Source organism: Pseudomonas sp. P9_31, assembly GCF_034008235.1.
GTDB lineage: Bacteria > Pseudomonadota > Gammaproteobacteria > Pseudomonadales > Pseudomonadaceae > Aquipseudomonas.
In genome coordinates, this window is the sequence record NZ_CP125375.1 from 5,473,058 (window position 1) to 5,500,000 (window position 26,943).

The 26,943-nt window shown below is 58.1% G+C and carries 19 protein-coding genes, 3 rRNA genes and 1 pseudogene (1 of these 23 running past the window's edge); 8 read left to right on the forward strand and 15 right to left on the reverse strand.

Features of this window, described 5'->3' with window-relative positions:
* Positions 1-174: 174 nt before the first annotated feature.
* Entirely contained in the window at positions 175-1,086 is a 912-nt protein-coding gene (locus tag QMK51_RS24800) for a LysR family transcriptional regulator (RefSeq protein ID WP_320392316.1), read from the reverse strand.
* Positions 1,087-1,290: 204 nt separating this feature from the next.
* Positions 1,291-1,881 carry an NAD(P)H-dependent oxidoreductase gene (locus tag QMK51_RS24805; RefSeq protein ID WP_320392317.1) on the reverse strand — a complete coding sequence of 197 codons (591 nt, stop codon included), beginning with the start codon at positions 1,879-1,881 and terminating at the stop codon, positions 1,291-1,293.
* Between the two features lie 160 nt (positions 1,882-2,041).
* On the opposite strand from QMK51_RS24805, the gene QMK51_RS24810 reads away from it, so the two are divergent.
* The gene (locus QMK51_RS24810; protein ID WP_320392318.1) at positions 2,042-2,356 is read left to right on the forward strand and encodes a putative quinol monooxygenase; all 315 of its coding nucleotides are present in this window, start codon (positions 2,042-2,044) and stop codon (positions 2,354-2,356) included.
* On the opposite strand, the gene QMK51_RS24815 is transcribed toward QMK51_RS24810, so the two are convergent.
* Positions 2,346-3,110 carry a sulfite exporter TauE/SafE family protein gene (locus QMK51_RS24815; protein ID WP_320392319.1) on the reverse strand — a complete coding sequence of 255 codons (765 nt, stop codon included), beginning with the start codon at positions 3,108-3,110 and terminating at the stop codon, positions 2,346-2,348. The two genes, QMK51_RS24810 and QMK51_RS24815, sit on opposite strands and share 11 nt — an antisense overlap.
* 235 nt (positions 3,111-3,345) lie before the next feature.
* On the opposite strand from QMK51_RS24815, the gene QMK51_RS24820 reads away from it, so the two are divergent.
* The 4 genes from QMK51_RS24820 (at position 3,346) to QMK51_RS24835 (ending at position 5,723) form a co-directional block, all read left to right on the forward strand.
* Complete coding sequence (locus tag QMK51_RS24820) at positions 3,346-4,230, forward strand: LysR substrate-binding domain-containing protein (RefSeq protein ID WP_320392320.1); 885 nt, start codon at positions 3,346-3,348, stop codon at positions 4,228-4,230.
* Between the two features lie 45 nt (positions 4,231-4,275).
* Positions 4,276-4,851, forward strand: a complete 576-nt coding sequence (locus tag QMK51_RS24825; RefSeq protein ID WP_320392321.1) for an NAD(P)H-dependent oxidoreductase — start codon at positions 4,276-4,278, stop codon at positions 4,849-4,851.
* A 46-nt stretch (positions 4,852-4,897) separates the two neighbouring features.
* Positions 4,898-5,269 carry a MerR family transcriptional regulator gene (locus QMK51_RS24830; RefSeq protein WP_320392322.1) on the forward strand — a complete coding sequence of 124 codons (372 nt, stop codon included), beginning with the start codon at positions 4,898-4,900 and terminating at the stop codon, positions 5,267-5,269.
* A 109-nt stretch (positions 5,270-5,378) separates the two neighbouring features.
* Complete coding sequence (locus QMK51_RS24835; protein WP_007946320.1) at positions 5,379-5,723, forward strand: cupin domain-containing protein; 345 nt, start codon at positions 5,379-5,381, stop codon at positions 5,721-5,723.
* Positions 5,724-5,937: 214 nt separating this feature from the next.
* Here the strand turns inward: QMK51_RS24835 and mmsB are convergent, their stop codons facing one another.
* Positions 5,938-6,825: a 3-hydroxyisobutyrate dehydrogenase gene (gene mmsB, locus QMK51_RS24840; RefSeq protein ID WP_320392323.1), complete on the reverse strand. Its 888-nt coding sequence runs from the start codon at positions 6,823-6,825 to the stop codon at positions 5,938-5,940.
* A 10-nt stretch (positions 6,826-6,835) separates the two neighbouring features.
* Positions 6,836-8,353: a CoA-acylating methylmalonate-semialdehyde dehydrogenase gene (locus QMK51_RS24845; RefSeq protein ID WP_258697671.1), complete on the reverse strand. Its 1,518-nt coding sequence runs from the start codon at positions 8,351-8,353 to the stop codon at positions 6,836-6,838.
* Positions 8,354-8,515: 162 nt separating this feature from the next.
* On the opposite strand from QMK51_RS24845, the gene QMK51_RS24850 reads away from it, so the two are divergent.
* The 3 genes from QMK51_RS24850 (at position 8,516) to QMK51_RS24860 (ending at position 11,419) form a co-directional block, all read left to right on the forward strand.
* Positions 8,516-9,463 (forward strand): LysR family transcriptional regulator, encoded by a 948-nt coding sequence (locus QMK51_RS24850; protein ID WP_320392324.1) that lies wholly within the window; start codon positions 8,516-8,518, stop codon positions 9,461-9,463.
* A gap of 386 nt (positions 9,464-9,849) precedes the next feature.
* Positions 9,850-11,016, forward strand: coding sequence for a polymorphic toxin type 44 domain-containing protein (locus tag QMK51_RS24855; RefSeq protein ID WP_320392325.1), 1,167 nt, complete (start codon positions 9,850-9,852; stop codon positions 11,014-11,016).
* Positions 11,017-11,062: 46 nt separating this feature from the next.
* Complete coding sequence (locus QMK51_RS24860; RefSeq protein ID WP_413817544.1) at positions 11,063-11,419, forward strand: hypothetical protein; 357 nt, start codon at positions 11,063-11,065, stop codon at positions 11,417-11,419.
* Positions 11,420-11,445: 26 nt separating this feature from the next.
* Here the strand turns inward: QMK51_RS24860 and QMK51_RS29055 are convergent.
* The 10 genes and pseudogenes from QMK51_RS29055 to QMK51_RS24905 all read right to left on the reverse strand — a co-directional run.
* Positions 11,446-11,559, reverse strand: a pseudogene (locus QMK51_RS29055) (hypothetical protein); the annotation flags it as partial.
* Positions 11,560-11,608: 49 nt separating this feature from the next.
* The gene (locus QMK51_RS24865; RefSeq protein WP_320392326.1) at positions 11,609-12,112 is read right to left on the reverse strand and encodes an OmpA family protein; all 504 of its coding nucleotides are present in this window, start codon (positions 12,110-12,112) and stop codon (positions 11,609-11,611) included.
* A gap of 5 nt (positions 12,113-12,117) precedes the next feature.
* Positions 12,118-13,386 (reverse strand): diguanylate cyclase domain-containing protein, encoded by a 1,269-nt coding sequence (locus tag QMK51_RS24870; RefSeq protein ID WP_320392327.1) that lies wholly within the window; start codon positions 13,384-13,386, stop codon positions 12,118-12,120.
* The gene (locus tag QMK51_RS24875) at positions 13,383-13,958 is read right to left on the reverse strand and encodes a YfiR family protein (protein ID WP_320392328.1); all 576 of its coding nucleotides are present in this window, start codon (positions 13,956-13,958) and stop codon (positions 13,383-13,385) included. The genes QMK51_RS24870 and QMK51_RS24875 overlap by 4 nt, the downstream gene beginning before the upstream one ends.
* Positions 13,959-14,076: 118 nt before the next feature.
* The gene (recD, locus tag QMK51_RS24880; RefSeq protein ID WP_320392329.1) at positions 14,077-16,185 is read right to left on the reverse strand and encodes an exodeoxyribonuclease V subunit alpha; all 2,109 of its coding nucleotides are present in this window, start codon (positions 16,183-16,185) and stop codon (positions 14,077-14,079) included.
* Complete coding sequence (gene recB / locus QMK51_RS24885) at positions 16,182-19,871, reverse strand: exodeoxyribonuclease V subunit beta (RefSeq protein WP_320392330.1); 3,690 nt, start codon at positions 19,869-19,871, stop codon at positions 16,182-16,184. The genes recD and recB overlap by 4 nt, the downstream gene beginning before the upstream one ends.
* Positions 19,868-23,320 carry an exodeoxyribonuclease V subunit gamma gene (gene recC / locus QMK51_RS24890; RefSeq protein WP_320392331.1) on the reverse strand — a complete coding sequence of 1,151 codons (3,453 nt, stop codon included), beginning with the start codon at positions 23,318-23,320 and terminating at the stop codon, positions 19,868-19,870. Before recC ends, recB begins: the two co-directional genes overlap by 4 nt.
* 156 nt (positions 23,321-23,476) lie before the next feature.
* Positions 23,477-23,592, reverse strand: a 5S ribosomal RNA gene (rrf, locus tag QMK51_RS24895).
* A gap of 140 nt (positions 23,593-23,732) precedes the next feature.
* A 23S ribosomal RNA gene (locus tag QMK51_RS24900) occupies positions 23,733-26,624 on the reverse strand.
* A 314-nt stretch (positions 26,625-26,938) separates the two neighbouring features.
* Positions 26,939-26,943: ribosomal RNA gene (locus tag QMK51_RS24905) — 16S ribosomal RNA — on the reverse strand (it continues 1,534 nt past the right edge of the window).
* The 16S, 23S and 5S rRNA genes sit together here, the layout of an rRNA operon.

Here is a 26,943-nt window from a genome sequence, read left to right on the forward strand (position 1 = left end):
GCGGCGGATGTTACGGAATTGAAGGTGGGCCGGCCAGTTAATGGGCTGCCGGAAATGCAATCGCGAGCAGGCTCGCTCCCACAATGGACTTGCATCGATTCACAATAATGGGATCAACACAGAACCAATGTGGGAGCGAGCCTGCTCGCGAAGAACGATGACGCGGTCTGGGAATCAGCCCCTGAAGTCCGCAATCGCATAAACCGCCAACTTGCCCTGGATGAAGTCCAGGAAGCACTGAATTCGTAGGGCCAGTTGCGAGTTTCGGTAGTACACCGCGTTGATGGGCTGGCGATATCCGCTGTTGAACTCCGCCAGCAGCACCTGCAAGCGACCGGCGCGGATGTCGTCGATGGTCATGAAGTGCGAAAGACAGGCAATGCCCTGGCCGGCCAGCGCCAGGTGCCTGACCGTCTCGCCACTGGACGCGCTGATCGACGCCTGGATCGGCCAGCGATCACCGTGGACATAGCGCAGCGGCCATTGGTTGAGGCCTTCGTTATGGGTAAAACCCAGCAGCGCGTGCTCGCTCAAATCCGCGACAGCGCTCGGTACGCCGCGCTGCTCCAGATACGCCGGGCTGGCGACGATGTGCAGCGGGCTGCAACCCAGGGAACGGGCATGCAAGGTCGAGTCGGCCAGCGTGCCGATGCGAATGGCGATGTCGGTGCTTTGTTCAAGCAGGTCGATAATCAGGTCGTTGCTGTTGAGTTCGAGCTGGATGTCCGGGTAGAGACGGCGGAATTCTTCGATGTGCGGCACGATGGCATGCAGCATGAACGGCGAGGCGGCGTTGATCCGCAGGCGCCCGGACGGGGTTTGCTGGCGTGAGGACAGGCGCTCTTCGAGTTCTTCCATCTGATCGAGAATCAGCTTGGCGTGCTCGAAAAAATACTTGCCCTCCTCGGTCAGGTCCATGCGCCGTGTGGTGCGGTTGATCAGCGTGGTGTCGAGCTTGGCCTCCAGGCGCGAGAGCGTGCGGCTGACCGCCGACGGCGTTTGCCCGACCTGTTCGGCGGCAGCTGAAATCGACCCGCATTCAATTACGCAGACGAAAATCTGCAACTCATCGGATCTGGCTTTCACGTGTGTACCTTATCGATAGTCCCACGCCGCCGTTTTACTGTGGCGAGGGAGCTTGCTCCCGCTGGTGCGCGAAGCGGACCCAAAACAATGCAGTGATTCAGCAAACCACGTCGACTGACTTTACGACGGCTTCGCCGCCGAGCGGGAGCAAGCTCCCTCGCCACGGATTCGGTGCCCGCTTCAGATATCGATAGTAGCTGAGCGTTATGCCTTAAGGCCAAACACCTCGGTCAAGTGCTGCTCATAACGCGCCACATCGGCTTCGACATTCGGACGCTTCATCACATCGACGCACAGGAAGGTCGGCAAACCGGTCATACCGAGGAAGGTGTTGGCTTTGTGGAACGGGAAGTACACCGCATCCACGCCCTTGGCTTCGAAGAAATCGGTCGGGTCGTCGAAGGCTTGCTGCGGCGCGTTCCAGGTCAGCGACAGCATGTATTTCTTACCGTGCAACAGACCGCCGCTGCCGTATTTTTGCGACGCGTCGGAGCGCGTGCGGCCATCGCTGGCGTAGAGGCTGCCGTGGCCTTCGGTGAAGACTTCATCGACGTATTTCTTGACGGTCCAGGGTGCGCCCATCCACCAGCCCGGCATCTGATAAATGATCACATCGGCCCAGAGGAATTTGGCGACCTCTTCGGCGACGTCGTAACCCTCGTCGATGAATGTGGCTTTCACATCCACACCACCGCGATCCAGCACGCTCAGCGCCGCTTCGTGCAGCGTCGTGTTGTAGCGACCATCGGAGTGGGCAAATTTTTTTCCGCCATTGAGCAACAGGACTTTTTTCATGAGAAATCTCGCAAGGTTGAAATTCGATGGCGGCAGAGTAGCGATCAGCCTCGCGTGGAATAAGCGCTCGATCAGCAAAATTCATTTGACCAATACGCACGAATCGACAAGCGATTGTTGCCATAAACTTGCGCCGATTCAGACTTTCAAGGACACCCTGATGAGCGAACTGCAAGGCTTCATCCTGTACGCCAAGACCCGCCCGGAAAAAGCCGAGGCTTTCGAAGCGTTCTTCCGTGCCTATGTCGAACCGAGTCGCGCCGAGCCCGGTTGCATCGAGTACCACATGCTGCGAGACCAACAGGACCCGACGCTGTTTATCTTCTACGAGATCTGGCAATCCCAGGCCCATCTGGACGAGCACTCGAACCTGCCGCACATGAAGCAGTTCCTCGACCAGCGCATGGAGTATCTGGAGCGGAATTTCGATATCCGCTCGATCGAGATGCTCAGCACTTCGTCCGCTAGCCGCTGATCAGCAAATGGCTGCCGAGCGCGCCAAGGCCGATGAAGAACACCCGCTTGAACAACACGGCGCTGATCCGCTGGCGCAGCCATTGGCCCAGCAACATACCGAGCACCGCCGGGATCAGCGCCAGCAGTGATGCACTCAATTCACCACCGCCGAGGGCGCCGCGCCATAACAGGCCGGCGGCCAACGCGAGGGTCGAGACGGTGAACGACAGGCCCAGCGCCTGCACCAGTTCATCCTTGTTCAAGCCCAGCGCTTGCAGGTAAGGCACCGCCGGAATCACGAAGACACCGGTGGCCGAGGTGATGACGCCCGTCAGCACACCGCAGAGCGGACCGAGCCAACGCTCGGTGCGACCGCCGACGCGCAAGGTCGGCAGGAACAACCCACTCAAGGCGTAAATCAACAGCGCCGCCCCCAGCCCCCGCACCACCCAGTGTCCACCGGCCATGCCGATCCATACTGTGCCGGCGCCGGTGCCGATGAAAATCGCCAGCAGCATCGACCATAGCCGGTTAAGCAGCCCGCGCAAATGACCGCCGAATGCCAGTTGCCAGACGTTGGTCAGCGTCGCGGGAATAATCAGCAATGCCGCAGCCTGCGACGGCGCCATAGCCAGACCGAGCAAGCCCATGGCAATGGTCGGTAGTCCGAGGCCGATCACGCCTTTGATCATCCCGGCCAGCAGGAAGGTGGCGATAACCAATAAGGACAGGGCCAAACCCAGGTGTTGGTAGAACGCGGCGAGTGTATTCATGGGGCTATGGTGAGCCCTGAAGGTTGCGCTGAAAATCTGCCATATACTGAGGCTGCCTCTTGATTTGGTAGAGGCTAAAGTTCTTCGTTGCGGCTGCTGACGCCTTCGCGGGCAAGCCTCGCTCCCACAGTTGAAATGTATCGAACACAAATTTGTGTGTCCGCCAAAGATCCCTGTGGGAGCGGGCTTGCCCGCGAAGGCGCCCGTCCAGACAACAAACATCCAGAGGTTGCCGATGCACTTCGACCTGACCGACCTGCGCCTCTACCTGAACATCCTCGACACCGGCAACATCACCGCCGGCGCCGCCCGCAGTCATTTGTCGCTGGCGGCGGCGAGTGCACGCATCCGCGCCATGGAAGCTTCATTGGGCATCGAGTTTCTTGAACGAGGTCGCCGTGGTATCAGTCCGACCCCAGCCGGCAAAGCGTTGGCGCAACATGCCCGAGTCCTGTTGCAGCAGGCCGAGCGCATGCAGCAGGATTTGGCCGAATACGCCAATGGCGTCAAAGGCCAGGTTCGGCTGCTGTGCAATACCACAGCGATCACCGAATACCTGCCGGAGTTGCTTGCAGACTTTTTGCGCGATCACCCCAACCTCGACATCGATCTGCAAGAACGGCCCAGTGCACGCATCACCCACGCCTTGCGCCAAGGTGCGGCAGACTTGGGTATCGTCTCTGATGCCGTGGAGACCGATGACCTGCAGACCCGCCCGTTTCGCGACGATCCGCTGGTGCTGATCATGCCCCGCGATCATCCCTTGGCCCACGCAGGTGTAGTGAGCTTCAGCAACACTTTGCACCACGACTACGTCGGCCTGAACGCCAACAGCGCGTTGGCGGTGTACCTGGAAGAACAGGCGCTGCACACCGGATCACGCATGCAAATCCGCATCCGCGCCGACGGTTTCGACGGCGTGATGCGCATGGTTGCCCGGGGGACGGGGCTGGCGATCGTCCCCCTGGCGGCAGTTGAGCGCTGGCGCGGCGAACAAACCTTCAAGCACTTCGCCCTGCAAGAACCTTGGGCCACACGCAAACTGTTGCTCTGCGCTCGGGATTTCAGCGCATTGCCCGGTTACGCCAAGGCCTTGCTGCACGCCTTGACTCTCCCCTGAGGGGCAGACTTTACCCTTGTGCTTTCATCTTCAAGGACAGAGGCGATGGGCAAACGAATTTTGGTGATCCTCGGGCATCCTTCAAGTAACAGTTTTTGCGGCGCACTTGCCGAACGCTACGCACAATCGGCGCTGCGTGCCGGGCATGAGGTGCGCCAGTTGTTTCTAGGCAGAATGGATTTTGATCCGGTGCTGCGCGAAGGGTATCAGCAGGTTCAGCCACTGGAAGCCGACTTGTGCCATGCCCAGGCTGAAATTTTATGGGCCGAGCACCTGACGCTGGTTTATCCGATCTGGTGGGGCGGAATTCCGGCGTTGCTCAAGGGCTTTTTCGATCGGGTGTTCCTGCCGGGTTTCGCTTTCAAATACCGCAAAGGCAAAGCCTTTCCCGACAAACTCCTGCACGGTCGCAGCGCCCATTTGCTGGTGACCATGGACACGCCACCCTGGTATTACCGCTGGGTCTATCGCATGCCTGGACTGCATCAGGTACGCAAAACCACGCTCGCGTTCTGCGGCATCGAGCCACAACGCACGCTCACGTTCGGCCCGATTCTTGGTTCCAGCGCTGACCAGCGTGAAATCTGGTTACGCCAGGCCCAGGCTATCGTCAGCCGCTGAGTCTGCCGATAATGCACCGGGCAACCACGGCGAAAAGGGATTTTCCATGTACATCGGCCAAGCCGCGCAGCGCTCCGGAACCACGATCAAAAGCATCCGCCATTACGAGTCGATCGGCCTGCTGCCCGCCGCTCAGCGGTTGGGAAAATACCGCGTCTACGACCAGAAAAGCGTTGACCTGCTGATCTTCATCAAGTGCGCGCAGCAGCTGGGTTTCAGGCTCAAGGAATTGCAGTCGGTCTTCGCCGGGCATCAGGGGCCGCAAATGCCGTGGGAACGGGCCCATCAGGTCATCGCCGCCAAGAAGCAGGAAATCAGCGAGCGGATCGCTGTGCTGTCGCAGCAGCATTCACAATTGGTCGAGTTCGAAGCCAGCCTCGAACAGAGCCGGCTCGATTGCCCGCTGAACAGCCTTTGAGGGCAATGCGCGTTTCTGGACAGCTCAATGTCGAGCACAGACAACTGACCGGTGGACAGGCGCTATAGGGTGCGACTTCAGTTCTCTAGTCCACCGCCCCGGAGTCCACATGACCGCACCTATTACCGTTCTTCGCGATACCCACCCACTGCCGGTGCTCGACGCCTGCAAATGGGAAAAACTCGAAGGCGACCCGCACACCGTCAACCTCAACGCCTACACCAGCGAAGACGGCAGCAAAATCATGGGCACCTGGATCTGCACGCCAGGCAAATGGTATGTGGAATACGTGAAGTGGGAATACTGCGATTTCCGCGAAGGGTATTGCATCATCACCCCGGAAGGAAAGGAGCCGATCCATCTGCGTGCCGGTGATATTTTCGTCATTGAGCCGGGGATGAAAGGTACGTGGGAAGTGGTTGAAACCGTACGCAAGTATTTCGTGTTTGCCTGATGCAAAAAACCGAGAGACCACCCGACGTGGTCTCCCGGTAAATAGGTTTTCAAGAACAATACAAGACCCTGTGGCGAGGGAGCTTGCTCCCGCTCGGCGGCGAAGCCGTCGTAAACCAGTCCAGTGCGCCCTGGCTGATAGCCCCAATTGGGTCCGCTTCGCGCACCAGCGGGAGCAAGCTCCCTCGCCACAAAAGCCCGCTTGCCGAAAAGTTTTACTGCGGTTTGCGATAGCTGTTGATGATCGCCGAGAAGTCCTTACCCCCTTCCCCACGCTGACTCATCGCCTGATACAACTGCTGCGCCAGCGCGCCGAGCATCACCGGTTGGTGCGCCTGACGTGCCGCCTCAGTGGCCAACCCCAGATCCTTGAGCATCAGTTCGGCACCGAAACCGCCGGTATACCCGCGCGAGGCCGGCGCCGTTTCGACGATGCCGGGCCACGGGTTGTACATCTCCGAACTCCAGCAACGCCCGGTGGAACTGTTGATGATCCCCGCCAGCACCGTCGTGTCGATCCCCAGCGCATCGCCCAAGGCCATGGCTTCGCTGACGCCGACCATGGAAATCGCCAGCAGCAGGTTATTGCAGATCTTGGCGATTTGCCCGGTGCCGACTTCGCCACAGTGGACAATGTTGCGGCCCATCTGCGCCAGCACCGGTTGCAGGGTGGCGAACAATTCAGGCGTGGCGCCGACCATGAAGGTCAGCGTCCCGGCCGCTGCACCGCCGGTACCGCCGGAGACCGGGGCATCGGCCATGGCCACACCTTGTTTGGCGGCAGCTGCAGCCACATCACGCGCCGTCTGCGGATCAATGGTGCTGCAATCCACCGCCGGCACGCCTTTGGCGATCCCCGCCAGCACGCCATCTTCGCCCAGCCAGACGCTGCGCACATGCACAGCGGCGGGCAGCATGGTAATCACCAGCTCTGCACCTTGAGCCGCTTCACGGGCCGAAGCGCTGATGCTGCCGCCCAGTTGCTCGAGCTCTGCCAGTACAGCTTTGTTCAGGTCGACCAGCCGCAGTGAATGGCCGGCCTTGATCAGGTTGCGCGCCATCGGCGCACCCATGTTGCCGAGACCGATAAAAGCGATTTTCATGTCCGGCTCCTTAACGCAAGTGGATGGTGGTGTTCACACCGTCGTTGACGCTGTCATCGTCGAACCAGCGCGCGGTGACGGTCTTGGTTTGAGTGTAGAACTGCACCACTTGCTTGCCATACGGACCGAGGTCGCCGAGCTTCGAACCACGGGAACCGGTGAAACTGAAGAACGGCACTGGCACCGGAATCGGAATGTTGATGCCGACCTGGCCAACGTCGATTTCCGTCTGGAATTTACGCGCCGCCGCACCGCTCTGGGTAAACAGGCCCGTGCCGTTGCCGAACGGGTTGGCGTTGACCAGGGCGATGGCTTCATCAAGGGTGTTGACTTCCAGTACCACCAGCACTGGACCGAAGATTTCCTGGGTGTAGATCTGCATCTCAGGGGTTACGCCGGAGAACAGAGTCGGCCCCACAAAGTTGCCCTGCTCAAAACCCGGAACGCTGATGTCGCGACCGTCCAGCTCCAGCTTGGCACCCTCCTTGATGCCGCTTTCGATCAGCTCGAGAATCCGCGCCTTGGCCCGTTTGGAAATCACCGGACCAACATCAGTGCCCGGCTCGCTGCCGGCATTGACCTTGAGTTTCTGCGCCAGCGCTTTCAAATCCGGCAGCCATTGTTTGGCCGCGCCCACCAACACCACCACCGAGGTGGCCATGCAGCGCTGCCCGGCTGCGCCGAAACCGGCGCCGACCAGTGCATTGAGCGCCTGCTCGCGATTGGCATCGGGTAGCACAACGGCGTGGTTCTTCGCGCCCATCATCGATTGCACGCGCTTGCCGTGTTTGCCGGCCAAGTCGTAGACGTGAGTGCCGACCGCGGTCGAACCGACGAACGAAACAGCCTTGATGTCCTTATGGGTGCAGAGCGCGTCCACTACATCCTTGCCGCCGTGAACGACGTTGAGCACGCCCGGCGGAATGCCGGCTTCGATGGCCAGCTCCACCAGCAGCATGGTCGACATCGGATCCTGTTCGGACGGCTTGAGCACGAAGGTGTTGCCGCAGGCGATGGCCATCGGGAACATCCACAGCGGAATCATCGCCGGAAAGTTGAACGGGGTAATGCCGGCACAGACGCCGATTGGCTGACGCAGGGTGTAGGTGTCTACACCGCCAGCGACGTTCTCGGCGAACTCGCCCATTTGCAGGCTGCCAATAGAGCAAGCGTGTTCGACCACTTCCAGGCCGCGGAAGATATCACCTTCAGCGTCGGCGATAGTTTTGCCCTGCTCATTGCTGAGCACCACGGCAATACGCTTGGAGTGTTCACGAATCAACGCCTGAAGCTTGAGCATGATGCGCATCCGCGCGCCGATCGGCGTCAGCTTCCAGGTCTGGAAGGCACGATGGGCAGCACTGATAGCGGCATCGACTTCGGCAGCCGTCGCGAATGGGACTTTGGCCAACACTTGTTGGGTCGCCGGGTTGACGATGTCGTGCCATTCGGTGGTCTGGGACTCGACCCACTCGCCATCGATCAACAACTTGACCTTTTGCACGGTGGTTTCTAGCGATGCGTTCATGTTGGTCTCCGGGACGTTGTTCTTATGTAGAGAGCTATCTGGGGAGCCAAGGCGAGAAAGTCGCCTTGAGATGAGGCGTGTGTCGCGAATTGGTTGTCGGACTGTTTTTGGAGTATAGATGTGCAAACTTCTAATAAGAACGCACATAAAAGCCGGTCCATCATGCAAAAAAACATCACGTCTTTAGGCTCGTTGAACTGGGATGACCTCAAGTTTTTCCTCGAGGTTGCCCGCACTCGCAAGGCCAGCACCGCAGCCAAGCGCCTGGCGGTGGACTACACCACCGTGTCGCGACGCATCAGTTCGCTGGAAGCGGCATTGGGTACGTTGCTGTTCGAAAAATCCCGCACCAGTGGTTTCGTCCTGACCGCCGAAGGCCAGCGTCTATTGGGTTACGCCGAGTCGATCGAAAGTACCCTGCACATGGCTTGCGAGCAGGTTTCCGGCTCCGGCGTGGCGTTGTCCGGGCATGTGCGCATGGGCTGCACCGAAGGGTTCGGCAGCTTTTTCATCACCCCGCAGCTGAGCCATTTCGTCGACGCCTACCCGGCGATCTCGGTGGACATCCTGCCGCTGCCGCACTTCATCAGCCTGTCCAAGCGCGAGGCAGACATCGTCATCGCCCTGGAACGGCCGGAACACGGCCCCTATGTCTGCTGCAAACTCTGCGACTATCGATTGCAGCTGTATGCGACCCAGGATTATCTGGACAAGCACCCACCCATCCGCCGCCCGGCAGACTTGGGCAAGCATCAATTCATCAGTTATGTGGACGATCTGGCGTTCAGCTCGGAGTTGCTGTACCTGGCGAATATGTTGCCCGGTGCCAGTGCCAACCTGCGCAGCACCAGCGTGATCGCGCAGTTTGTGGCAGCCCAGCAAGGACGATCACTGGCGATTCTGCCGTGCTTCCTTGCCGCTCAGGATCCGCGATTGCTGCCGGTGTTGCCGCAAGAAATCACCATTACCCGGCAGTTCTGGATGTACTGCCGGGAGGACTTGCGCAAGCTCAAGCGGATCACGTTGCTATGGGATTACATCCGTGCCGTCACCGAGCAGAATCAAGGGCTGTTGATGGGGGAAAGTCGGAAGATGCTGTTCGCCGACTGACAGTTCTTCAAGGAATCAGGTAGCGGCATCGTAACGAGGCCAGCAGGCCTTTGCCAACGGTTTGTATCAGTGGTTGGCACTCGACTTGTAACACTGAGAGGTACTCGCAGACACCGAAAAGGACCAATTTCCAGAGGCCTGCGCGAGCGCGATAAGGACCCACGCGGACACGCGATAAGGCTCAGGCGCGAGGGCCTACGGGGGAACCTGCGCACGTATGCGTAGTGAGGTGGTCATTCAGATTTTTCTGCCAGATCCTCAAAGAGACCGTCCCGGCCAAGATTGAGACTTTCCTACAGACTCCTCCATCCGTTTCCGGTAGCCTCCCGCGCGCCAGAATAAGACTGGTCACTGTCCATGGATGAAAGAGACAAGGATGATGCAGGATGATTTCTTCTGCTCGATTGGGTGACAAGCATGTCTGCCCATTACCGGGTCACGGTACAACCCCAATAGCCTCAGCTTCAGCCGATACCAACATCAACTTCATGGGTGCTGCTCGTGTTGGGGATAAGTGCGGATGTGGTGCGGTAATTACCACGGGCTTTCCTTCTATTAAGATAAATGGCCGACCCATGGCCCACTTAGGGAGCCCTACCAGTCACGGTGGGACAATCATCACAGGGTCAGGTGATGTCGGTGGTGGTTTTGTCATGGAGATCGCCCCGGACTCACCGATCATCAACTTTGCAGCGCTCGGAGCATTTCGCCCTGATGGCTCTATGGACGATGAGAAAATGGCGACCTTATTGGCCGACCCGAAGCTCACAGAGAAGGCCATAGCTGCGAATGCCCTGGTTGACCCTAAGGCAGTCCCTAAGGAGCTTGGAGGGAAACCTGAAGAGAAAGTGGAACCTGCCGTCTGCAAAGACCCTGACATGATGGAAGAACTGGCGGCATATATTGCCGGCGAGATGAATACCAACATCCACCACCCGTCAGTCTTGCAAATGAAGGAGCTGGTCAGCTACGACGTTGCTGAAGAAACCCGCAAACAAATGGCCCTGCCTTGGTATGCCCAAATTGGCGGCACCAGTCCCCAAGCTATTGGTGCTTCAAAAGGCGCGGCTGCTATGGCTCTTTTTACTGAGCGTGTGGGGCAAGGGCGCCCGTGGGACCACAAACCGATACTCGCCGAGAAATACAATGGCGTCGTCTACCACAAACAGGGTGACTACGATTACTTCTACGATATTTGGTCGAACATTCACTATGGATACGTCGGGCGAGCTGGTGGGCTTTCCGAAAGCATCCTCTTGGACGGTGCAGGTGCCGAGCAGATCGCGTCAGACGCACTCAGAAAAGTAGGCGAGGTCCTAAGGAAACCTAAAGAGGAAAGAAAACTTCCGGGACCTAATCGCTCGGCCGACATTGACGGACTCCGTGCGTGGGATGACGCCCCGGACCGGACTTCGATTAGCATTGGGATAAAGCTGTTCAGCCAACATCCGAATGGGGGAATCACGGCAAAAATGGTAATGACCGAAGTTCTTGCGGTAAGACCCGAGGCATGGGGGAAAGGCATCCGTGAACACAAATGCAAGCAATACTAAAATCAGATACGGCCGCTGGCTGCTTGTCGCCCTATTAGTCTGCCCTATTGCGTTTTGGTACTTGGCTTCTCCAGTCGTAGCAGTCAATTTTTCGCATGAAGGAAAGGAAGAGTTTCGATACATCTGGAACACTCAGCATCGAATCTATAAGGGTGACATGCCCGAAGGGGGGGGCTCATCCGTCGAGTGGGGCCATATTTTTCCTGATAAAGATTTCTTCATGAGGTTCGATTGGTGGACCGACAAGGGTGCTCAGAGGTGTTTCTATGTAACGCCGAAATGGGGGCGGATGATAGATATCTACCTTGATGCTAAAGGTCGAATCGATACTGCTCTCACTGACCCTGACGTTATCACTCGTTTAAAACAGTGTGCAGGCGAACCTGATCCCTTCCGCTCATAAGGTGCCTAATCAACATCACAGCAAGCTTACCCGGCGCAGCCCCCAAGTAGGACACACACGACATTCCCAAAGCCTTCGACCAGCGGACCACCTTGAGCAACTCCCAGAGTGACAAGGAGCAAACCAAGAAATCGATAGGTGACACGATGGGTAGTTGATGGGGGAAAGCCGGGAGATGCTGTTCGCCGATTAGTCCGCGCTCACCACGATCGACACCCGACGGTTCTCGGTGCGTCCGGCCGCGGTGTCGTTGGACGCAACGGGCTTGCTGCTGCCCAGGCCGCGAAACTGAATGTTTTCTTCTTTTAGGCCGACAGCGCTCAGCACCTTGCCAACGCTTTTCGCGCGACGCAGGGAAAGCTGTTCGTTATAGGGCTCTTTGCCCGAGGTATCGGTGTGGCCGTCAACCCTCACCCGCTCGATTCCCACACTCAACAACGCCTTGCCAATACGCTCGACGATCTCGGTACTGGCAGGGTTGAGGCTCTCGACATCACTGCTGAACAGCACTTTGTCGGACAGGCCAAAGGCCCACCCCTCGTCGGTCATCTCGAACCCTTGCTGCTTGAGCATGGCGATCTGCGCCGCAGTCAGGCCCTTTTGCGGTGCCGTCTGGCAACCGGTCAATGCCAACAAGGCCATAAACAGGGTGATCGTGAAAAATCGCAGGGAACGCTGAGTGAGTGTGAACACAGAAATTAGCTCCTGGTTTGAACATGAGCGACAGGGTACTCCGACCCCGACGTGTGCTGGGCGCCTCGGGAAAGGCGTTTGGCCTGGTACATCGCGGCGTCGGCCGCATCGAGCAGCGCACCCGGTGTGACCCCATGATCCGGATACACGGCGATGCCAATACTGAGTGAAGTCAACACCTGAGTACTGCCCGGCAACGGGATGGGTACTTCCATGCTGGCGATGATTTTGTCGGCAATCCATTCAGCGTCTTCGGTCTTGTGCAACGGCGTCAGCAGGACGGCAAACTCGTCGCCGCCCAGACGCGCGACCAGATCCTCTTCACGCAGCTGTGCACGAACCCGGGTTGCCACGGCGATCAGCACCGCATCGCCGGCGGCATGGCCGAAGTTATCGTTGATCTCCTTGAACCGGTCGCTGTCGAGAAACAGCACGGCCACTCGCTCATCCAGCTTGCCGGCATTGCGCAAGGCACGCATCAGGCGGCCTTCGAAAAACGCCCGATTCGGCAGTCCGGTAAGGCTGTCATGGCTGGCCTGATGGGCCAGGGTTTCGTTTTCGCTTTGCAGGTGGGTCTGCCAGGACTCAAGCTCATCGAGCAAGGCATTGAAGTCGTTGCCCAGGTTGTCGAGTTCGGCAATGTCGGCGGGCGGCACGCGCCGGTCGAAGGCTCGCTCGCTGCGGGCGGCGTGAGCCACGGCGGCCAGGCTGCGCAACGGGCCAATGATCCCCCGCAACTGCCGACGCGCCAGATAGAGCGCAACCCAGGCACTGACAGCGGTACACAAGACGATCCCCACCAGACCACTGAGCAAAAAGCGCATCAGGCTGCCGCCGTGACCGGTGAGCAGAATGCTGCCGATTTCCTGACCTTGATGGACGATCGGCATGCTGATGGGTTTTTCCAGAATCGCCCGGGCGATCTGCATTTCAAGATCAGAAAGCAACCCCGTTTCCGGTCGTTGCCAACGTGCGAGCACCTCGCCTTGCTCGTCCATCACCTGTGCATCAGCCACTTCTTCGGTGGATGCGATCAACGCCAGCGCTTCGGTAGCCGCGACCCTGTCGTTGAACACCACCGCGGCTTCCACGGTGTAGTTGATCGAACGGGCGATCAGATGCAGGTTGTGATCGGCGTAGACCCGCAAGGCCAGAACGCCCAGCAGGGTCAATGAAACACTGGCCATGGCCACGCCCACCAAGGCGACGATCAAATGTCCACGGCCGATAACCGACCCCAGGGTCGGACGTATACGAAGTTTGAACAGGCTCATGGTGCCGCCGGCTTGCGGCGTGACAGTTGCAGCACACTGGGATGAATGCGCACGCCGCTGCGGGCGACCGAGTCGAGGTTGACCTCGAAGGACACCTGCTCATCGCCGACCCGCAGGCAGAACAGACTGCCGACGGTGCATTGATCACCGCCTTCGCTGATGCTCACCACCGGGCGCCCTGTCAACGAGGTGAATAGCTGACTGCGTTCGTCGCTGGTCAGCTTGCCGATGTACACCGCATCGCACTCACCGGCAATGGCCGGGTTGTCGGCCAAAAGCCGTCGCACGGTAACCGGCCGACCAGTGGCCTGGGTGGGGCCTTTGACCAGGTCGTCTGTGTATTCGGTGGGGCCGACCACGCACAGACGCAGCTGTTGGGGCTCAACAGGCCACCGGGCATAACTGAGGATCCCGAGCACCACTTGAGTGACTGATCTGGCACGCTGGTCAGCCTTGCTCACGGCGGTTTCCGGCTCAGCGCAGACAACGCCCGTCAACAAACAGAGAAGGCCGGCAAGTAGTACTTGCTTGCAGCCAACGACGCGCTCTGTCGCCCAGACAGCCACCTTCATGCAGGGATTCTCTTCGATTACAACGAAATGATGCCGCAACGATAGCACAGCACCGAAACACCCGCGAGGCCACGCACTACGGCACTTCGGACAGATTCCGTCGTCTGGCGCGCCTCCGTCAGTGACTCGGCTCGATCCCCTCTTCCAGCTCCAGCATCAACCCGCTCAAGCGCTTGACCTTGCGCTGCACGGCCTCTTCGAATACGCCGGCGCGAGGCTCAATCAGGGTGAACCAGTCTTTGGCCCGGGTAATCCCGGTATAGATCAGCTCCTTGGTGAGCACAGGGTTCAGGGCATCCGGCAGAATCAACGCGGTATGGGCAAATTCCGAGCCCTGGGATTTGTGTACGGTCATGGCGTACACGGTGTCGACATCGTTGAGCCGGCTTGGCAGGACAAAGCGCACACCGCCCTGACCATCGTTGCGCGGGAAGGCCACACGCAACACTTGCCGGCCGGCCTCGGGGCCTTCACGCTCCGGCAGCCTAAGGGCAATGCCAATGTCGCCGTTCATCAAACCCAGGCCATAGTCGTTGCGGGTCATCAGCACGGGCCGCCCTTCGTACCACTGGTGGTCGCTGTCGATCAGCCGAGCCTTGAGCAGCGCGTCGGTCACTCGCTGATTCAAGCCTTCCACACCCCAAGGCCCTTTGCGTACCGCGCACAATAGCTGGAAAGCGTCGAAGGCTTGCAGCACCACTCGAGCCCAATGGGTCCAGCGTGGATCGTCGAGCGGGCTGTCGAGCGGTGGCCGCTGACTGCGTAAAAGACTCAGATAATGTCGATAGCCTTGCGGTCCCTCGCCATGGCCTTCGAGCAGCAAGCGCTCCAGAGCACGGTCCTGCTCCCCCTTGAGGACCAGGGAAAATACGTCGTCATGACTTGCAGCGGCCAATAACTTGCGCGCGCCCTCGGGATGCTGCTGGTTGACCCAACGGGCCAACTGACCAATGCCGCTACCCTCGCCGAAGCGCCGTGAGTGGCGCAGCATCACGACTTGCTGGGCCAGTGGATGCGCTCCGTGGGTGTCTTCCCGCAAACCGCTGGCATCGAGGTTTTCACCGCTGACCGCCTCCAGCCACTGGCGGGTCTGCGGGCTGTACCAACCGGCTTCGGCATCGCGACACAGATCACCCAGGACGGCACCGGCCTCTACCGACGCCAGTTGGTCCTTGTCACCGAGCAGTACCAAACGGGCATGGGCCGGCAACGCGTCGAGCAGGTTGGCCATCATCTCCAGGTCGATCATCGAGGCTTCGTCCACCACCAATACATCCAGCGGTAAGCGATTACCGGCGTGGTGGCGGAAATGCCGGGTGCCGGGACGACTGCCGAGCAAACGGTGCACGGTGGTCACATCCGACGGGATCTTCTCCCGTACGGCTTCAGCAACTTTCAGGGTTTGAACCTGCTGACTGATGGACTCGGTCAATCGTGCGGCAGCTTTGCCGGTGGGGGCCGCGAGACGAATGCGCAGCGGTTTGCCGGCCTCCACCGCAGGTGCCTGGAGCAATGCAAGCAAGCGCACGACCGTGGTGGTTTTACCGGTTCCCGGGCCGCCAGTGACGATGCTGAATGCGCTACGGGTTGCCAGGGCGCAAGCGAGCTTCTGCCAGTCGATCACTTCATCAGACTTGGCTGGACCGAACAGGCCGGTCAGGCGTTGTGGTAAGTCATTCGGTGTTGTTTCGTGTGCCGCCAGACGCTGACGCAGGGCGTTGTCGATCCGCCGCTCGTAAGCCCAGTAGCGGCGCAGGTACAGGCGTTTACCCGACAGCACCAATGGTCGGTGCTGCGCGGCCTCACGCCCGTCAACGGCCAGAGCCACCAGACGGCTGGACGCCAGGACCTTGCACCAATGGGCACCCTCCAGTGCCTCAAGCAATTGCGACGGCAGCAACATCGCACCGCTTTGCAGATCACCTTCCGGCGGCAGCGACAGAGCGAAGTCTGGTTCTTTCAGCGTTTCGAACAGATCCAGACAGACATGGCCATGGCCCAACTGGTGACTGGTCAACGCGGCGGCCAGCAGCACCAGTGGATCATCGTCAGGAGCGAGCTCGTGGAGAAACGCAACGAAGGCCTTGTCCAGCGGCCGCAACCAACCGCGTTCGACCCAGCGCGTGAGCAGCAGCAACAAATCATCAGCGCGACTCAACGGGGCCAGACCCGCCAGACTTTCGGCCGCCAACGGCATGGGCAGCAAATCGGCGAAGGTGCGACTCATAGCAGTACTCCCTGTTCCCAGGCGGGTTCAGCCTTGGGCTCTGGCTTGCCTTGGAACAACCGGTCCAGGCGCTCGATCAGCTGCCGTGGTGGACGGGCGAAATACACGCCCTGGCTGGCCGCGCAAGTACCGCGAAGGAACAGGTACAACGCCCCACCGACATGTCGGTCGTAATCGTAATCGGCAAGCCGCGCCTTGAGCTGGCGATGCAGGGCGAGCAGGTACAACACATATTGCAGGTCATAGCGGTTATCGAGAATCGACTGCTCCATGGCCTGCTCGGTATAGGCCGCATCATCGACGCCCAGCCAGTTGGATTTGTAGTCAGCGACGTAATAGCGGCCATCATGCTCGAACGTCAGGTCGATGAAACCTTTGAACATGCCATTGAGCAACACCGGTTCAGCGGCCACCCGGGCCACACCGTTGTGAGTGTATTGACACACCAGCTCATCGAGTTTGAGCACATCGACCTTGTGGCTGGCGAACCAGAACTCCATCTCGACCCGGTATTGAGTCAGTTTCTCGAACACCACCGGTGCCTGCCCATCACCGATGTGCAGCGAGGATTTGAGCAAGTGCTGCAGCCAGTCGCTCAGCGTGGTGATCCAGCCTTCCCAGCCACGGCGGTTGCAGCGGCGGGCGATGGCATCTTCCACGTTTTGCGTTGCGGCGGAAAAACCTTCGTCACCGGCCCATTCGAGTAATCCATGGAGAAAAGTGCCAGGGTTCGGGCCACGAGGGAATCGATGGATATCAGCACCGCCAGCGATCACTTCTCGCGGCGTTTGCGGATCGAGACGTTCGTCGTCAAAAAGCTTTTGTGCTTGCGGGCTCTCCGGGGCTTCGTCACTGCCCACGCTCAGACTGTCGCCAATGCGCAAAGCGCTGTAGGAGGCGATCCACCAGTTTTCACTGGCTTTGCGCTTGGGTATCAGCGGGGCAAGCAAGGTCGCTTCATTGCGCGGCGGATGGTAATGCTCGGCGGTCGCTTCAGGCATTTCACCGTAGTTCAGCGCCGGACAGCCCTGCTGCAAATCTTCCAGCCAACGCCGCAATCCTGCCGACTCGGCCAATGGCGCACCACCGCCCAGCAGATAACCCAACGCAGAGAGGTGCAGAACCGAGCCGTTGTTATTGCCGCGTTTGAGGTCGGTCACACCGAGCCAGCAAGCATGCTGTGCCCGGGTCAGGGCTACATAGAGCAGACGCAGGTCTTCGGCCAAACGCTCATCATCGGCCTGGGCGATCAACTCGGTCGTTGGCTTCAAGCTCACCTGAGCCTTACCCGTCGCGTCGTGGTAATGCAACGGCAAACGGCTGCCATCCACCGGTTTTGCCGAGCAGATGAACGGCAGAAACACCAACGGATATTCAAGCCCTTTGGATTTGTGGATGGTCACGACCTTGACCAGTTGCTCGTCGCTTTCCAGGCGCAGGATCTGCTCTTCGCCAGCCTGGCCGGACAACGCCAGATGCTCGGACAAATGACGGATCAGCGCTTGCTCGCCATCGAGTTCGGCGGCGGCCTGCTGCAGCAACTCGGACAGATGCAACAGGTTGGTCAATACCCGCTCGCCATCGCTGCGCGCGATCAATGCCTGGGGCAGCTGGAAATCGTGCAGCAAACGCCGCAGCATTGGCAATACGCCCTGCTTGCGCCAGAGCTCGCGATAACCGCGGAACTGCATGACCCGTGCTTCCCAGGCCAGTTCATCCTGATTCAGTCGTTCCAGCTCTGCCAGCGAAAGGTTCAGCGTGATGCAAGCCAGCGCAGCCCGCAGTGGACGCTCGACATCCGGCTCGGCACACGCCTTGAGCCAGGTCAGGAGGTCATGGGCTTCCTGCGCGGCGAATACTGAATCCTTGTCTGACAGGTAAACACTGCGCACACCCCGGGCGGCAAGTTCGCCGCGCACGGCCTGGGCCTCTTTGCCGTCACGCACCAGAATCGCGATATCCGCCGGCAGCAGACCTCTTAAGTCCTTACCGTCCTGGATGAAGCCCGCACGGCCTTGCTGACCGCCATTGAGCAGTGCGGTGATTTCGCTGGCGCAGGCGGCGGCCAACTGTTGTCGATACACGGCGCCAGACAGTGGCTGATCGGCGGACAGGTGCCAGATATTCAGGGCAGGTACAACCTGACCATCAATACGCAGAACTTCTTTGCGTCCCTGGGACTCGACGGGCAGAAACGGTACAGGATTTTCGCCATTCTTCTCACGAAACAGGAATGCTCCACGCCCCTGCTCCCGAGATTCGGCGCGCTCGAACACATGATTCACCGCACCGACCATGCCATGACTGGAACGGAAGTTGGTGCCCAGGGTATGCAGGCGGCCAGCGGTAGCCTGGCGAGCGCGCAGGTAGGTGTAAATGTCGGCACCGCGAAAGGCATAGATTGCCTGCTTCGGATCGCCGATCAGAAACAGACCGGATTCAGGATTGTTATCTTCGATGCGATAAATGCTCTCGAAGATTCGGTATTGCACCGGGTCGGTGTCCTGGAATTCGTCGATCAGCGCGACCGGGAACTGCTCGCGGATGAGGGTTGCCAGGCGCTCACCGCCATCGGACTGCAAGGCCGCATCAAGGCGCAGCAGCATGTCATCGAAGCCCATTTTCGCGCGGCGACGCTTTTCTTCCTCGAACCGAGCACCGACCCAGTGGGCAGCGTGTTGCAGCACGGCGGCATCGGGGGTCGGCAAGCCATCGAGGCTGGCCTTGAGGCCGGGCATGGCATCCAGACCCGGATGGCGGGGGGCTTCACCCTTCCAGGCTTCTGCCATGCCATCAGGAGTCAGGCGAGTGAAGCCGGTGCCAATGTCAAGCTGCTCCAGAGATTCATCTTCGGCCCAGGTCCGAAGTTTTTCGAACCAGGGTTCGAAGTAGCGTGCCTGCATCTTGCGACCATCGACGCTCTTGCTCGCGACGCCCTGGTGACAGATGGCAAGCAACTCATCGGCCCATTGACGCCAGGGCATCTTGAGCTCGAGCAAAGCGGCCCGTCGTTCCTCCAGGCACTCGGCAATCAACTCGGCAGGTTCTTTACCTTCAACGCTGTCACGCTCGCTGGCGAACAACCCACGCACTCGCGGCAACAACGCCGCCGGGCCACCCCAGTTACCGCGAACCCAGTTCAGCGCATCGCCTTGCATCGGGTAGCAGAACAGTCGCCAGTAGTCGCGCAGGACTTCGCCGAGCAAATCGCTGTGATCGGTTTCCAGGGTCTGGGTAAACAGGCTGCCACTGTCGAATGCATGTTCGCGCAACATACGCTGGCACCAACTGTGGATGGTCGATACCGCCGCTTCATCCATCCACTGAGCGGCGATGTCCAGACGGTTTGCGCAACTGGACCACTGTTCGGGCAGGTACTGCTCGCGCAGTTCGGCAATGAGGCCATCCGGTGCCGGTGTCTCTTCACGGAAAAACCGTGCTGCTTCGGCCAGCCGAGTGCGAATACGCTCGCGCAGTTCTTTGGTCGCGGCATCGGTGAAGGTCACCACGAGGATTTGCGGCGGCAACAATTCACGCCCAAAACCACTCGATTCGTCACCGTGCCCCAGGACCAGACGCAAGTAAAGCGCAGAAATGGTGAAGGTCTTGCCGGTCCCGGCGCTGGCTTCGATCAGTTGGCTGCCACGCAGGGGGAATGCCAGGGCCAACGGTGTTTTCGTGGTCATGAGCGCGCCTCCTCGCTGCTCAATGAACGCCAGGAAGCCTCAAACAGCGGCCGATACAAAGCGTCGCACCAATCGGGGAAGGTCTCATCGGCAACCAGTGCATCGTAATCGGCAAATTGCCGAGCCAGTGCCGGGCTTTCGCGGCGCTCGCCGTCAGTGGTCTGGCCGTCGCCTTCATAAGCCTTGCGAGCAGCGGCGTCAGCTTTGGCCGGGTCGGTTTGAGCGAGCCAGGCGAAGGCCGTTTTTACTGCAATCGGCAGCGGCTGGCGCATGCCTGTTTGCCAGGCCAGTAACAGGTTATTCAGGACATCAAGTGCTGCACCCTTCTCCAAGGGGGCCAATAGCAAACTGTCATCGCTGGCCACCAGTGCGGTTGTCATCGACATACCGCTGGCACAGGCAACCAGGTGATTGACCCATGGCCGCGTCAGGCGATGCCATTTGCGGGCCTTGATTGAACCGATGCTGTTGGGAATCGTAGAAACCGACAATAAGCCGCCATCTGCGCGTTGATGCAGGCCACCGAGCCAACCCTCCAGATGTAGTCCATGCAGTTCCAGATTCACCGGCAACGCGCTGGTGAGCGGGGTCGGCCATAGCGCCAGAAGCTGCTGATAGCGCAGCAGCAGATCCGGCAGCGGCTCGATCAACTCGCGCTGCAGACACTCGCCAAAACCGGCCATGGGCAAGAGCCCGCTGTTTTGCAGGCGTTTTGCCTGCGCCTCCAGCGCCTGATCGGTTTGGTCCAGTTGCCCGAGTGCCGCCTCGAGCAAGCTGTCGCTGAGGCTATAGCGTTGCAGCGCGTCGAGAACAAACGGCTCTTCATCCGCCAAAGGCACTTCAGCAGCCTCGAAGAACACTTTGAGCCGCTGACTGAAGAAATGCCTCACAGGATTGCGCAAAAAATCCTGCAACTGCCCCAGGCTCAACGGCTCGTCCTGAACGTAGGGTTCGAGAACCTCGGTATGAGTCGTTAGATCACTGGCTTGATGAAGTAACTGCCACTCGCTGGCGTAGCTGAACAAATTATCGCCTTCATGGAAATAGCGAGCACTGAAGGGTTGCAGGGGATGTTCCTGAGTCATGGACTCAAGCAGATCATCATTGTCATCGTGCGATTGCCAGCCGCTGGCGAGATGGTCACGCAGCTGTCCTATCAATACCGAAGCAGGGCGCTCGCTGTTGTCCCGAATACTGCGACCGACCCAGCTGATATAGAGTTGGTCACGTGCCGACAACAATGCTTCCAGTAAAAGATAGCGGTCATCTTCGCGCCGGGAACGATCACCAGGCCGGTAGTCGCTGCCCATCAGGTCGAAGTCCAGCGGCGGCTGTGCGCGAGGGTAATCGCCGTCATTCATGCCCAACAGGCAGACTCGTTTGAACGGGATCGCTCGCATGGGCATCAAGGTACAGAAGTTAACTGCACCGGCGAGAAAGCGCTGAGACAGGCGGCCTTGGTCGAGACCAGCCAGCCAGGCTTCACGGACCACGGTCAGCGGTAACTCATCCTGCAAGCCTACGGACTCGCAGGTCTCAAGCCAGGTCTCACGCAACTCTTCAAGTTGAGCCAACAAATAGTCGTCATGCTCGTTACTGGCCAGGAAGAACAACTGCACCAAAGCTTGCAACCTCGAGCCCCATTGTTTGGGCGCCGCAGGTTGAGTGAGTTCCTGGTGGGCAATTTCCAGCGCATTCAGCAATGCCACCAAAGGACCTATGAGCGCGGCATCCAGACCACCAATCTCATCGTAGGGTTCGATCCCCTCGCAGGCACTGGCACTACCCACGGCATAACCGAGCAGCATCCGTCGCAGACCGAAATGCCAACTGTTTTGCTCCAGTTCTTCAGGCAGCCCCAAACCCGCGCGTTGCTCGGCATTCATCCCCCAACGGATACCTGCGCCTTCGATCCAACGGTGCAAGATCGGCAGGTCACGTTCTTCTACGCCAAACCGGGCGCGTAATGCCGGAACGTCGAGCAGATCAAGGATCTCGCTGACGGGAAAGCGACTGTCGGGCAACTTCAGCAGATGCTCGACAGCAATCAGTAGCGGATCCCGGCCGCGCTGGCCTTGATCCGCGAGCGTGAAGGGAATGAAACGCGGGTCATGGCGATCAAGCTGACCAAAGACAGCACGGATGTGAGGGGCATAACTGTCGATGTCCGGAACCATCACGATCACGTCGCGAGGCCTTAAGTCTGGATCAGCACTGAATCGAGCCAGCAACTGATCGTGAAGGATCTCCACTTCGCGTTGAGCGCTATGGGCGATGTGAAATCGGATCGATTCGTCCTTATCCAGATCAACAGCAGGCCAACGCTCGCGAGTTTCATTCAGGGGGCGCAATTCCAGGATGTCGTCCTGCAGCTGATTGAGCATGTTCTGCGGCTGGTTATCGCTGAAAAGGTCGATGCGCCCGTCGCGAAACGCCGAGCGATAGCTGTTGGGGTCGTCGTAACTGTCGAGCAGATTGATGTAGTCCCGCCCCTGTTTACCCCACGCGGCCAATAGCGGGTGCGCATGCTGATGGAGAGTTTGTGGGTCGAGCACAACGGGCATGCCGCGCTTGCGAGCCTGACGTTTGTATTGATGCCGCAACAGATCTTTATCGGCGACGATGTCCGCCCAATGGTGACGACATGGGTTGTGTACGCACAACAGAACCTGGCTGAACCGAGCCAACCCGGCAAGTGCTTCCAGGGCTTGGGCAGGCAATGAAGAAATCCCGAAAACAATCACCCGTGAAGGCAATCCACAGGGCGCCATGTCGAGACTATTGATACGCTCGATAAAGCGTTGGTGGACGCCCGCGCGGCTTTGCGCCATGCCTTGTTCACCAACATCCAGCAACAGCGCACGCCACAGCTCCGCCTGCCAGCAGTTGGCCGGGGTCAGGGCTTTGGCTTCGCCTCTGCCATTTCGTAACTGATGACGACCTTCTGCCCAGTCTTCGAGCCAGTCGGCCCTATATACCTGATATTGGTCGAACAGATCCGCCAGTCGCTCCGCCAATTGGTAGCGCTTGCGTAAATCGGTGTCATGGGTAAGGAAGCGATGCAGGGGCTCGAAATGCGGTTGATTGATCAACTGAGGTAACAGACGCATCAGACGCCAGGTCAGCGGAGCTTTATCGAGCAGGGATTTGGCCGGGATTTCGTCACGTCCCAGCACCATGCGATAGAGCTGCCACATGAAGCTGCCTGGTAACTGCACATCGATGGCGGCGGCGATTCCGCAACCGCCCATGTCGTCATCTTCAGGATCTTCGGCCAGTGCCAGCTTCAGCCATTGGGCGATGCCGTTGCTCTGTACCAGAGCGATTTCATTTTCCAAGGGAGCCAGCGGGTAGCGCCGCATCCAACTGACCACCAGGCTGCGCAACTCGTCCAGGCGGTTGCCGTGAACCACCATAAAACCAGCACTGAGGGACGTGGCGTCCGGCATAAAGGCTTCCTTGGGAAAATACAAAAGCTAGGGCCGAACCTTAGCATTGTCGGGAGACTGTGACAGCCGGGAGCGGTCCGATGATGCTGTACGAACTTTCCTGCGGGCAAAACAAAACCCCTACCTGCATACGCAGATAGGGGTTTCGGAATTTAATCTTGACGATGACCTACTCTCACATGGGGAAACCCCACACTACCATCGGCGATGCATCGTTTCACTGCTGAGTTCGGGATGGGATCAGGTGGTTCCAATGCTCTATGGTCGTCAAGAAATTCGGGTACCGAACCGTCTTTCGACGCTTCAGCAAATTGGGTATGCGATAGTTTGTGTGTTTTACTCGAACTTTCGGTTCATTGCGTCTTCACACACCGCAATCTGGCTCTTTAAGCGCAAATTGCTTGGGTGTTATATGGTCAAGCCTCACGGGCAATTAGTATTGGTTAGCTCAACGCCTCACAGCGCTTACACACCCAACCTATCAACGTCGTAGTCTTCGACGGCCCTTCAGGGGACTCAAGGTCCCAGTGAGATCTCATCTTGAGGCTAGTTTCCCGCTTAGATGCTTTCAGCGGTTATCTATTCCGAACATAGCTACCCGGCAATGCCACTGGCGTGACAACCGGAACACCAGAGGTTCGTCCACTCCGGTCCTCTCGTACTAGGAGCAGCCCCTCTCAAATCTCAAACGTCCACGGCAGATAGGGACCGAACTGTCTCACGACGTTCTAAACCCAGCTCGCGTACCACTTTAAATGGCGAACAGCCATACCCTTGGGACCGGCTTCAGCCCCAGGATGTGATGAGCCGACATCGAGGTGCCAAACACCGCCGTCGATATGAACTCTTGGGCGGTATCAGCCTGTTATCCCCGGAGTACCTTTTATCCGTTGAGCGATGGCCCTTCCATACAGAACCACCGGATCACTAAGACCTACTTTCGTACCTGCTCGACGTGTCTGTCTCGCAGTCAAGCGCGCTTTTGCCTTTATACTCTACGACCGATTTCCGACCGGTCTGAGCGCACCTTCGTACTCCTCCGTTACTCTTTAGGAGGAGACCGCCCCAGTCAAACTACCCACCATACACTGTCCTCGATCCGGATAACGGACCTGAGTTAGAACCTCAAAGTTGCCAGGGTGGTATTTCAAGGATGGCTCCACGCGAACTGGCGTCCACGCTTCAAAGCCTCCCACCTATCCTACACAAGCAAATTCAAAGTCCAGTGCAAAGCTATAGTAAAGGTTCACGGGGTCTTTCCGTCTAGCCGCGGATACACTGCATCTTCACAGCGATTTCAATTTCACTGAGTCTCGGGTGGAGACAGCGCCGCCATCGTTACGCCATTCGTGCAGGTCGGAACTTACCCGACAAGGAATTTCGCTACCTTAGGACCGTTATAGTTACGGCCGCCGTTTACCGGGGCTTCGATCAAGAGCTTCGCGTTAGCTAACCCCATCAATTAACCTTCCGGCACCGGGCAGGCGTCACACCCTATACGTCCACTTTCGTGTTTGCAGAGTGCTGTGTTTTTAATAAACAGTCGCAGCGGCCTGGTATCTTCGACCGGCGTGGGCTTACGGAGCAAGTCCTTCACCCTCACCGGCGCACCTTCTCCCGAAGTTACGGTGCCATTTTGCCTAGTTCCTTCACCCGAGTTCTCTCAAGCGCCTTGGTATTCTCTACCCAACCACCTGTGTCGGTTTGGGGTACGGTTCCTGGTTACCTGAAGCTTAGAAGCTTTTCTTGGAAGCATGGCATCAACCACTTCGTGTTCTAAAAGAACACTCGTCATCAGCTCTCGGCCTTGGAATCCCGGATTTACCTAAGATTCCAGCCTACCACCTTAAACTTGGACAACCAACGCCAAGCTGGCCTAGCCTTCTCCGTCCCTCCATCGCAATAACCAGAAGTACAGGAATATTAACCTGTTTTCCATCGACTACGCTTTTCAGCCTCGCCTTAGGGACCGACTAACCCTGCGTCGATTAACGTTGCGCAGGAAACCTTGGTCTTTCGGCGTGGGTGTTTTTCACACCCATTGTCGTTACTCATGTCAGCATTCGCACTTCTGATACCTCCAGCAAGCTTCTCAACTCACCTTCACAGGCTTACAGAACGCTCCTCTACCGCATCACCTAAGTGATACCCGTAGCTTCGGTGTATGGTTTGAGCCCCGTTACATCTTCCGCGCAGGCCGACTCGACTAGTGAGCTATTACGCTTTCTTTAAAGGGTGGCTGCTTCTAAGCCAACCTCCTAGCTGTCTAAGCCTTCCCACATCGTTTCCCACTTAACCATAACTTTGGGACCTTAGCTGACGGTCTGGGTTGTTTCCCTTTTCACGACGGACGTTAGCACCCGCCGTGTGTCTCCCATGCTCGGCACTTGTAGGTATTCGGAGTTTGCATCGGTTTGGTAAGTCGGGATGACCCCCTAGCCGAAACAGTGCTCTACCCCCTACAGTGATACATGAGGCGCTACCTAAATAGCTTTCGAGGAGAACCAGCTATCTCCGAGCTTGATTAGCCTTTCACTCCGATCCACAGGTCATCCGCTAACTTTTCAACGGTAGTCGGTTCGGTCCTCCAGTCAGTGTTACCTAACCTTCAACCTGCCCATGGATAGATCGCCCGGTTTCGGGTCTATTCCCAGCGACTAGACGCCCTATTAAGACTCGCTTTCGCTACGCCTCCCCTATTCGGTTAAGCTCGCCACTGAAAATAAGTCGCTGACCCATTATACAAAAGGTACGCAGTCACCCAACAAAGTGGGCTCCCACTGCTTGTACGCATACGGTTTCAGGATCTATTTCACTCCCCTCTCCGGGGTTCTTTTCGCCTTTCCCTCACGGTACTAGTTCACTATCGGTCAGTCAGTAGTATTTAGCCTTGGAGGATGGTCCCCCCATATTCAGACAAAGTTTCTCGTGCTCCGTCCTACTCGATTTCATGGCTAAGAGATTTTCGCGTACAGGGCTATCACCCACTATGGCCGCACTTTCCAGAGCGTTCCGCTAATCTCAAAGCCACTTAAGGGCTGGTCCCCGTTCGCTCGCCACTACTAAGGGAATCTCGGTTGATTTCTTTTCCTCAGGGTACTTAGATGTTTCAGTTCCCCTGGTTCGCTTCTTAAGCCTATGTATTCAGCTTAAGATACCTAACTTATGTTAGGTGGGTTCCCCCATTCAGACATCTCCGGATCAAAGTCTGTTTGCCGACTCCCCGAAGCTTTTCGCAGGCTACCACGTCTTTCATCGCCTCTGACTGCCAAGGCATCCACCGTATGCGCTTCTTCACTTGACCATATAACCCCAAGCAATCTGGTTATACTGTGAAGACGACATTCGCCGAAAATTCGCGATTAAACTCACAAATTTTACCTTAGCCTGATCCGTTACCAGTGAAAGTAACGCTCAGTCTATCTTTCTATCACATACCCAAATTTTTAAAGAACGATCTAGCCAAAGACTAGAAATCAACATTCACCATCATCACGATGGAATGCTCATTTCTAAGCTTTAATACAAAAAGCTTCTCTTTAAGGAGAAACCTTATCGTCTTCTTCAATGAATCAAGCAATTCGTGTGGGAACTTATGGAGCAGCTGATGTCGTCGATTAAGG

Coding starts and splice junctions, on each gene's coding strand:
- QMK51_RS24805 (WP_320392317.1), bottom strand. CDS start 1,881: ATGAAAAAAGTCCTGTTGCTCAATGGCGGAAAAAAATTTGCCCACTCC.
- QMK51_RS24810 (WP_320392318.1), top strand. CDS start 2,042: ATGAGCGAACTGCAAGGCTTCATCCTGTACGCCAAGACCCGCCCGGAA.
- QMK51_RS24815 (WP_320392319.1), bottom strand. CDS start 3,110: ATGAATACACTCGCCGCGTTCTACCAACACCTGGGTTTGGCCCTGTCC.
- QMK51_RS24820 (WP_320392320.1), top strand. CDS start 3,346: ATGCACTTCGACCTGACCGACCTGCGCCTCTACCTGAACATCCTCGAC.
- QMK51_RS24825 (WP_320392321.1), top strand. CDS start 4,276: ATGGGCAAACGAATTTTGGTGATCCTCGGGCATCCTTCAAGTAACAGT.
- QMK51_RS24830 (WP_320392322.1), top strand. CDS start 4,898: ATGTACATCGGCCAAGCCGCGCAGCGCTCCGGAACCACGATCAAAAGC.
- QMK51_RS24835 (WP_007946320.1), top strand. CDS start 5,379: ATGACCGCACCTATTACCGTTCTTCGCGATACCCACCCACTGCCGGTG.
- mmsB (WP_320392323.1), bottom strand. CDS start 6,825: ATGAAAATCGCTTTTATCGGTCTCGGCAACATGGGTGCGCCGATGGCG.
- QMK51_RS24845 (WP_258697671.1), bottom strand. CDS start 8,353: ATGAACGCATCGCTAGAAACCACCGTGCAAAAGGTCAAGTTGTTGATC.
- QMK51_RS24850 (WP_320392324.1), top strand. CDS start 8,516: ATGCAAAAAAACATCACGTCTTTAGGCTCGTTGAACTGGGATGACCTC.
- QMK51_RS24855 (WP_320392325.1), top strand. CDS start 9,850: ATGATTTCTTCTGCTCGATTGGGTGACAAGCATGTCTGCCCATTACCG.
- QMK51_RS24870 (WP_320392327.1), bottom strand. CDS start 13,386: ATGAGCCTGTTCAAACTTCGTATACGTCCGACCCTGGGGTCGGTTATC.
- QMK51_RS24875 (WP_320392328.1), bottom strand. CDS start 13,958: ATGAAGGTGGCTGTCTGGGCGACAGAGCGCGTCGTTGGCTGCAAGCAA.
- recD (WP_320392329.1), bottom strand. CDS start 16,185: ATGAGTCGCACCTTCGCCGATTTGCTGCCCATGCCGTTGGCGGCCGAA.
- recB (WP_320392330.1), bottom strand. CDS start 19,871: ATGACCACGAAAACACCGTTGGCCCTGGCATTCCCCCTGCGTGGCAGC.
- recC (WP_320392331.1), bottom strand. CDS start 23,320: ATGCCGGACGCCACGTCCCTCAGTGCTGGTTTTATGGTGGTTCACGGC.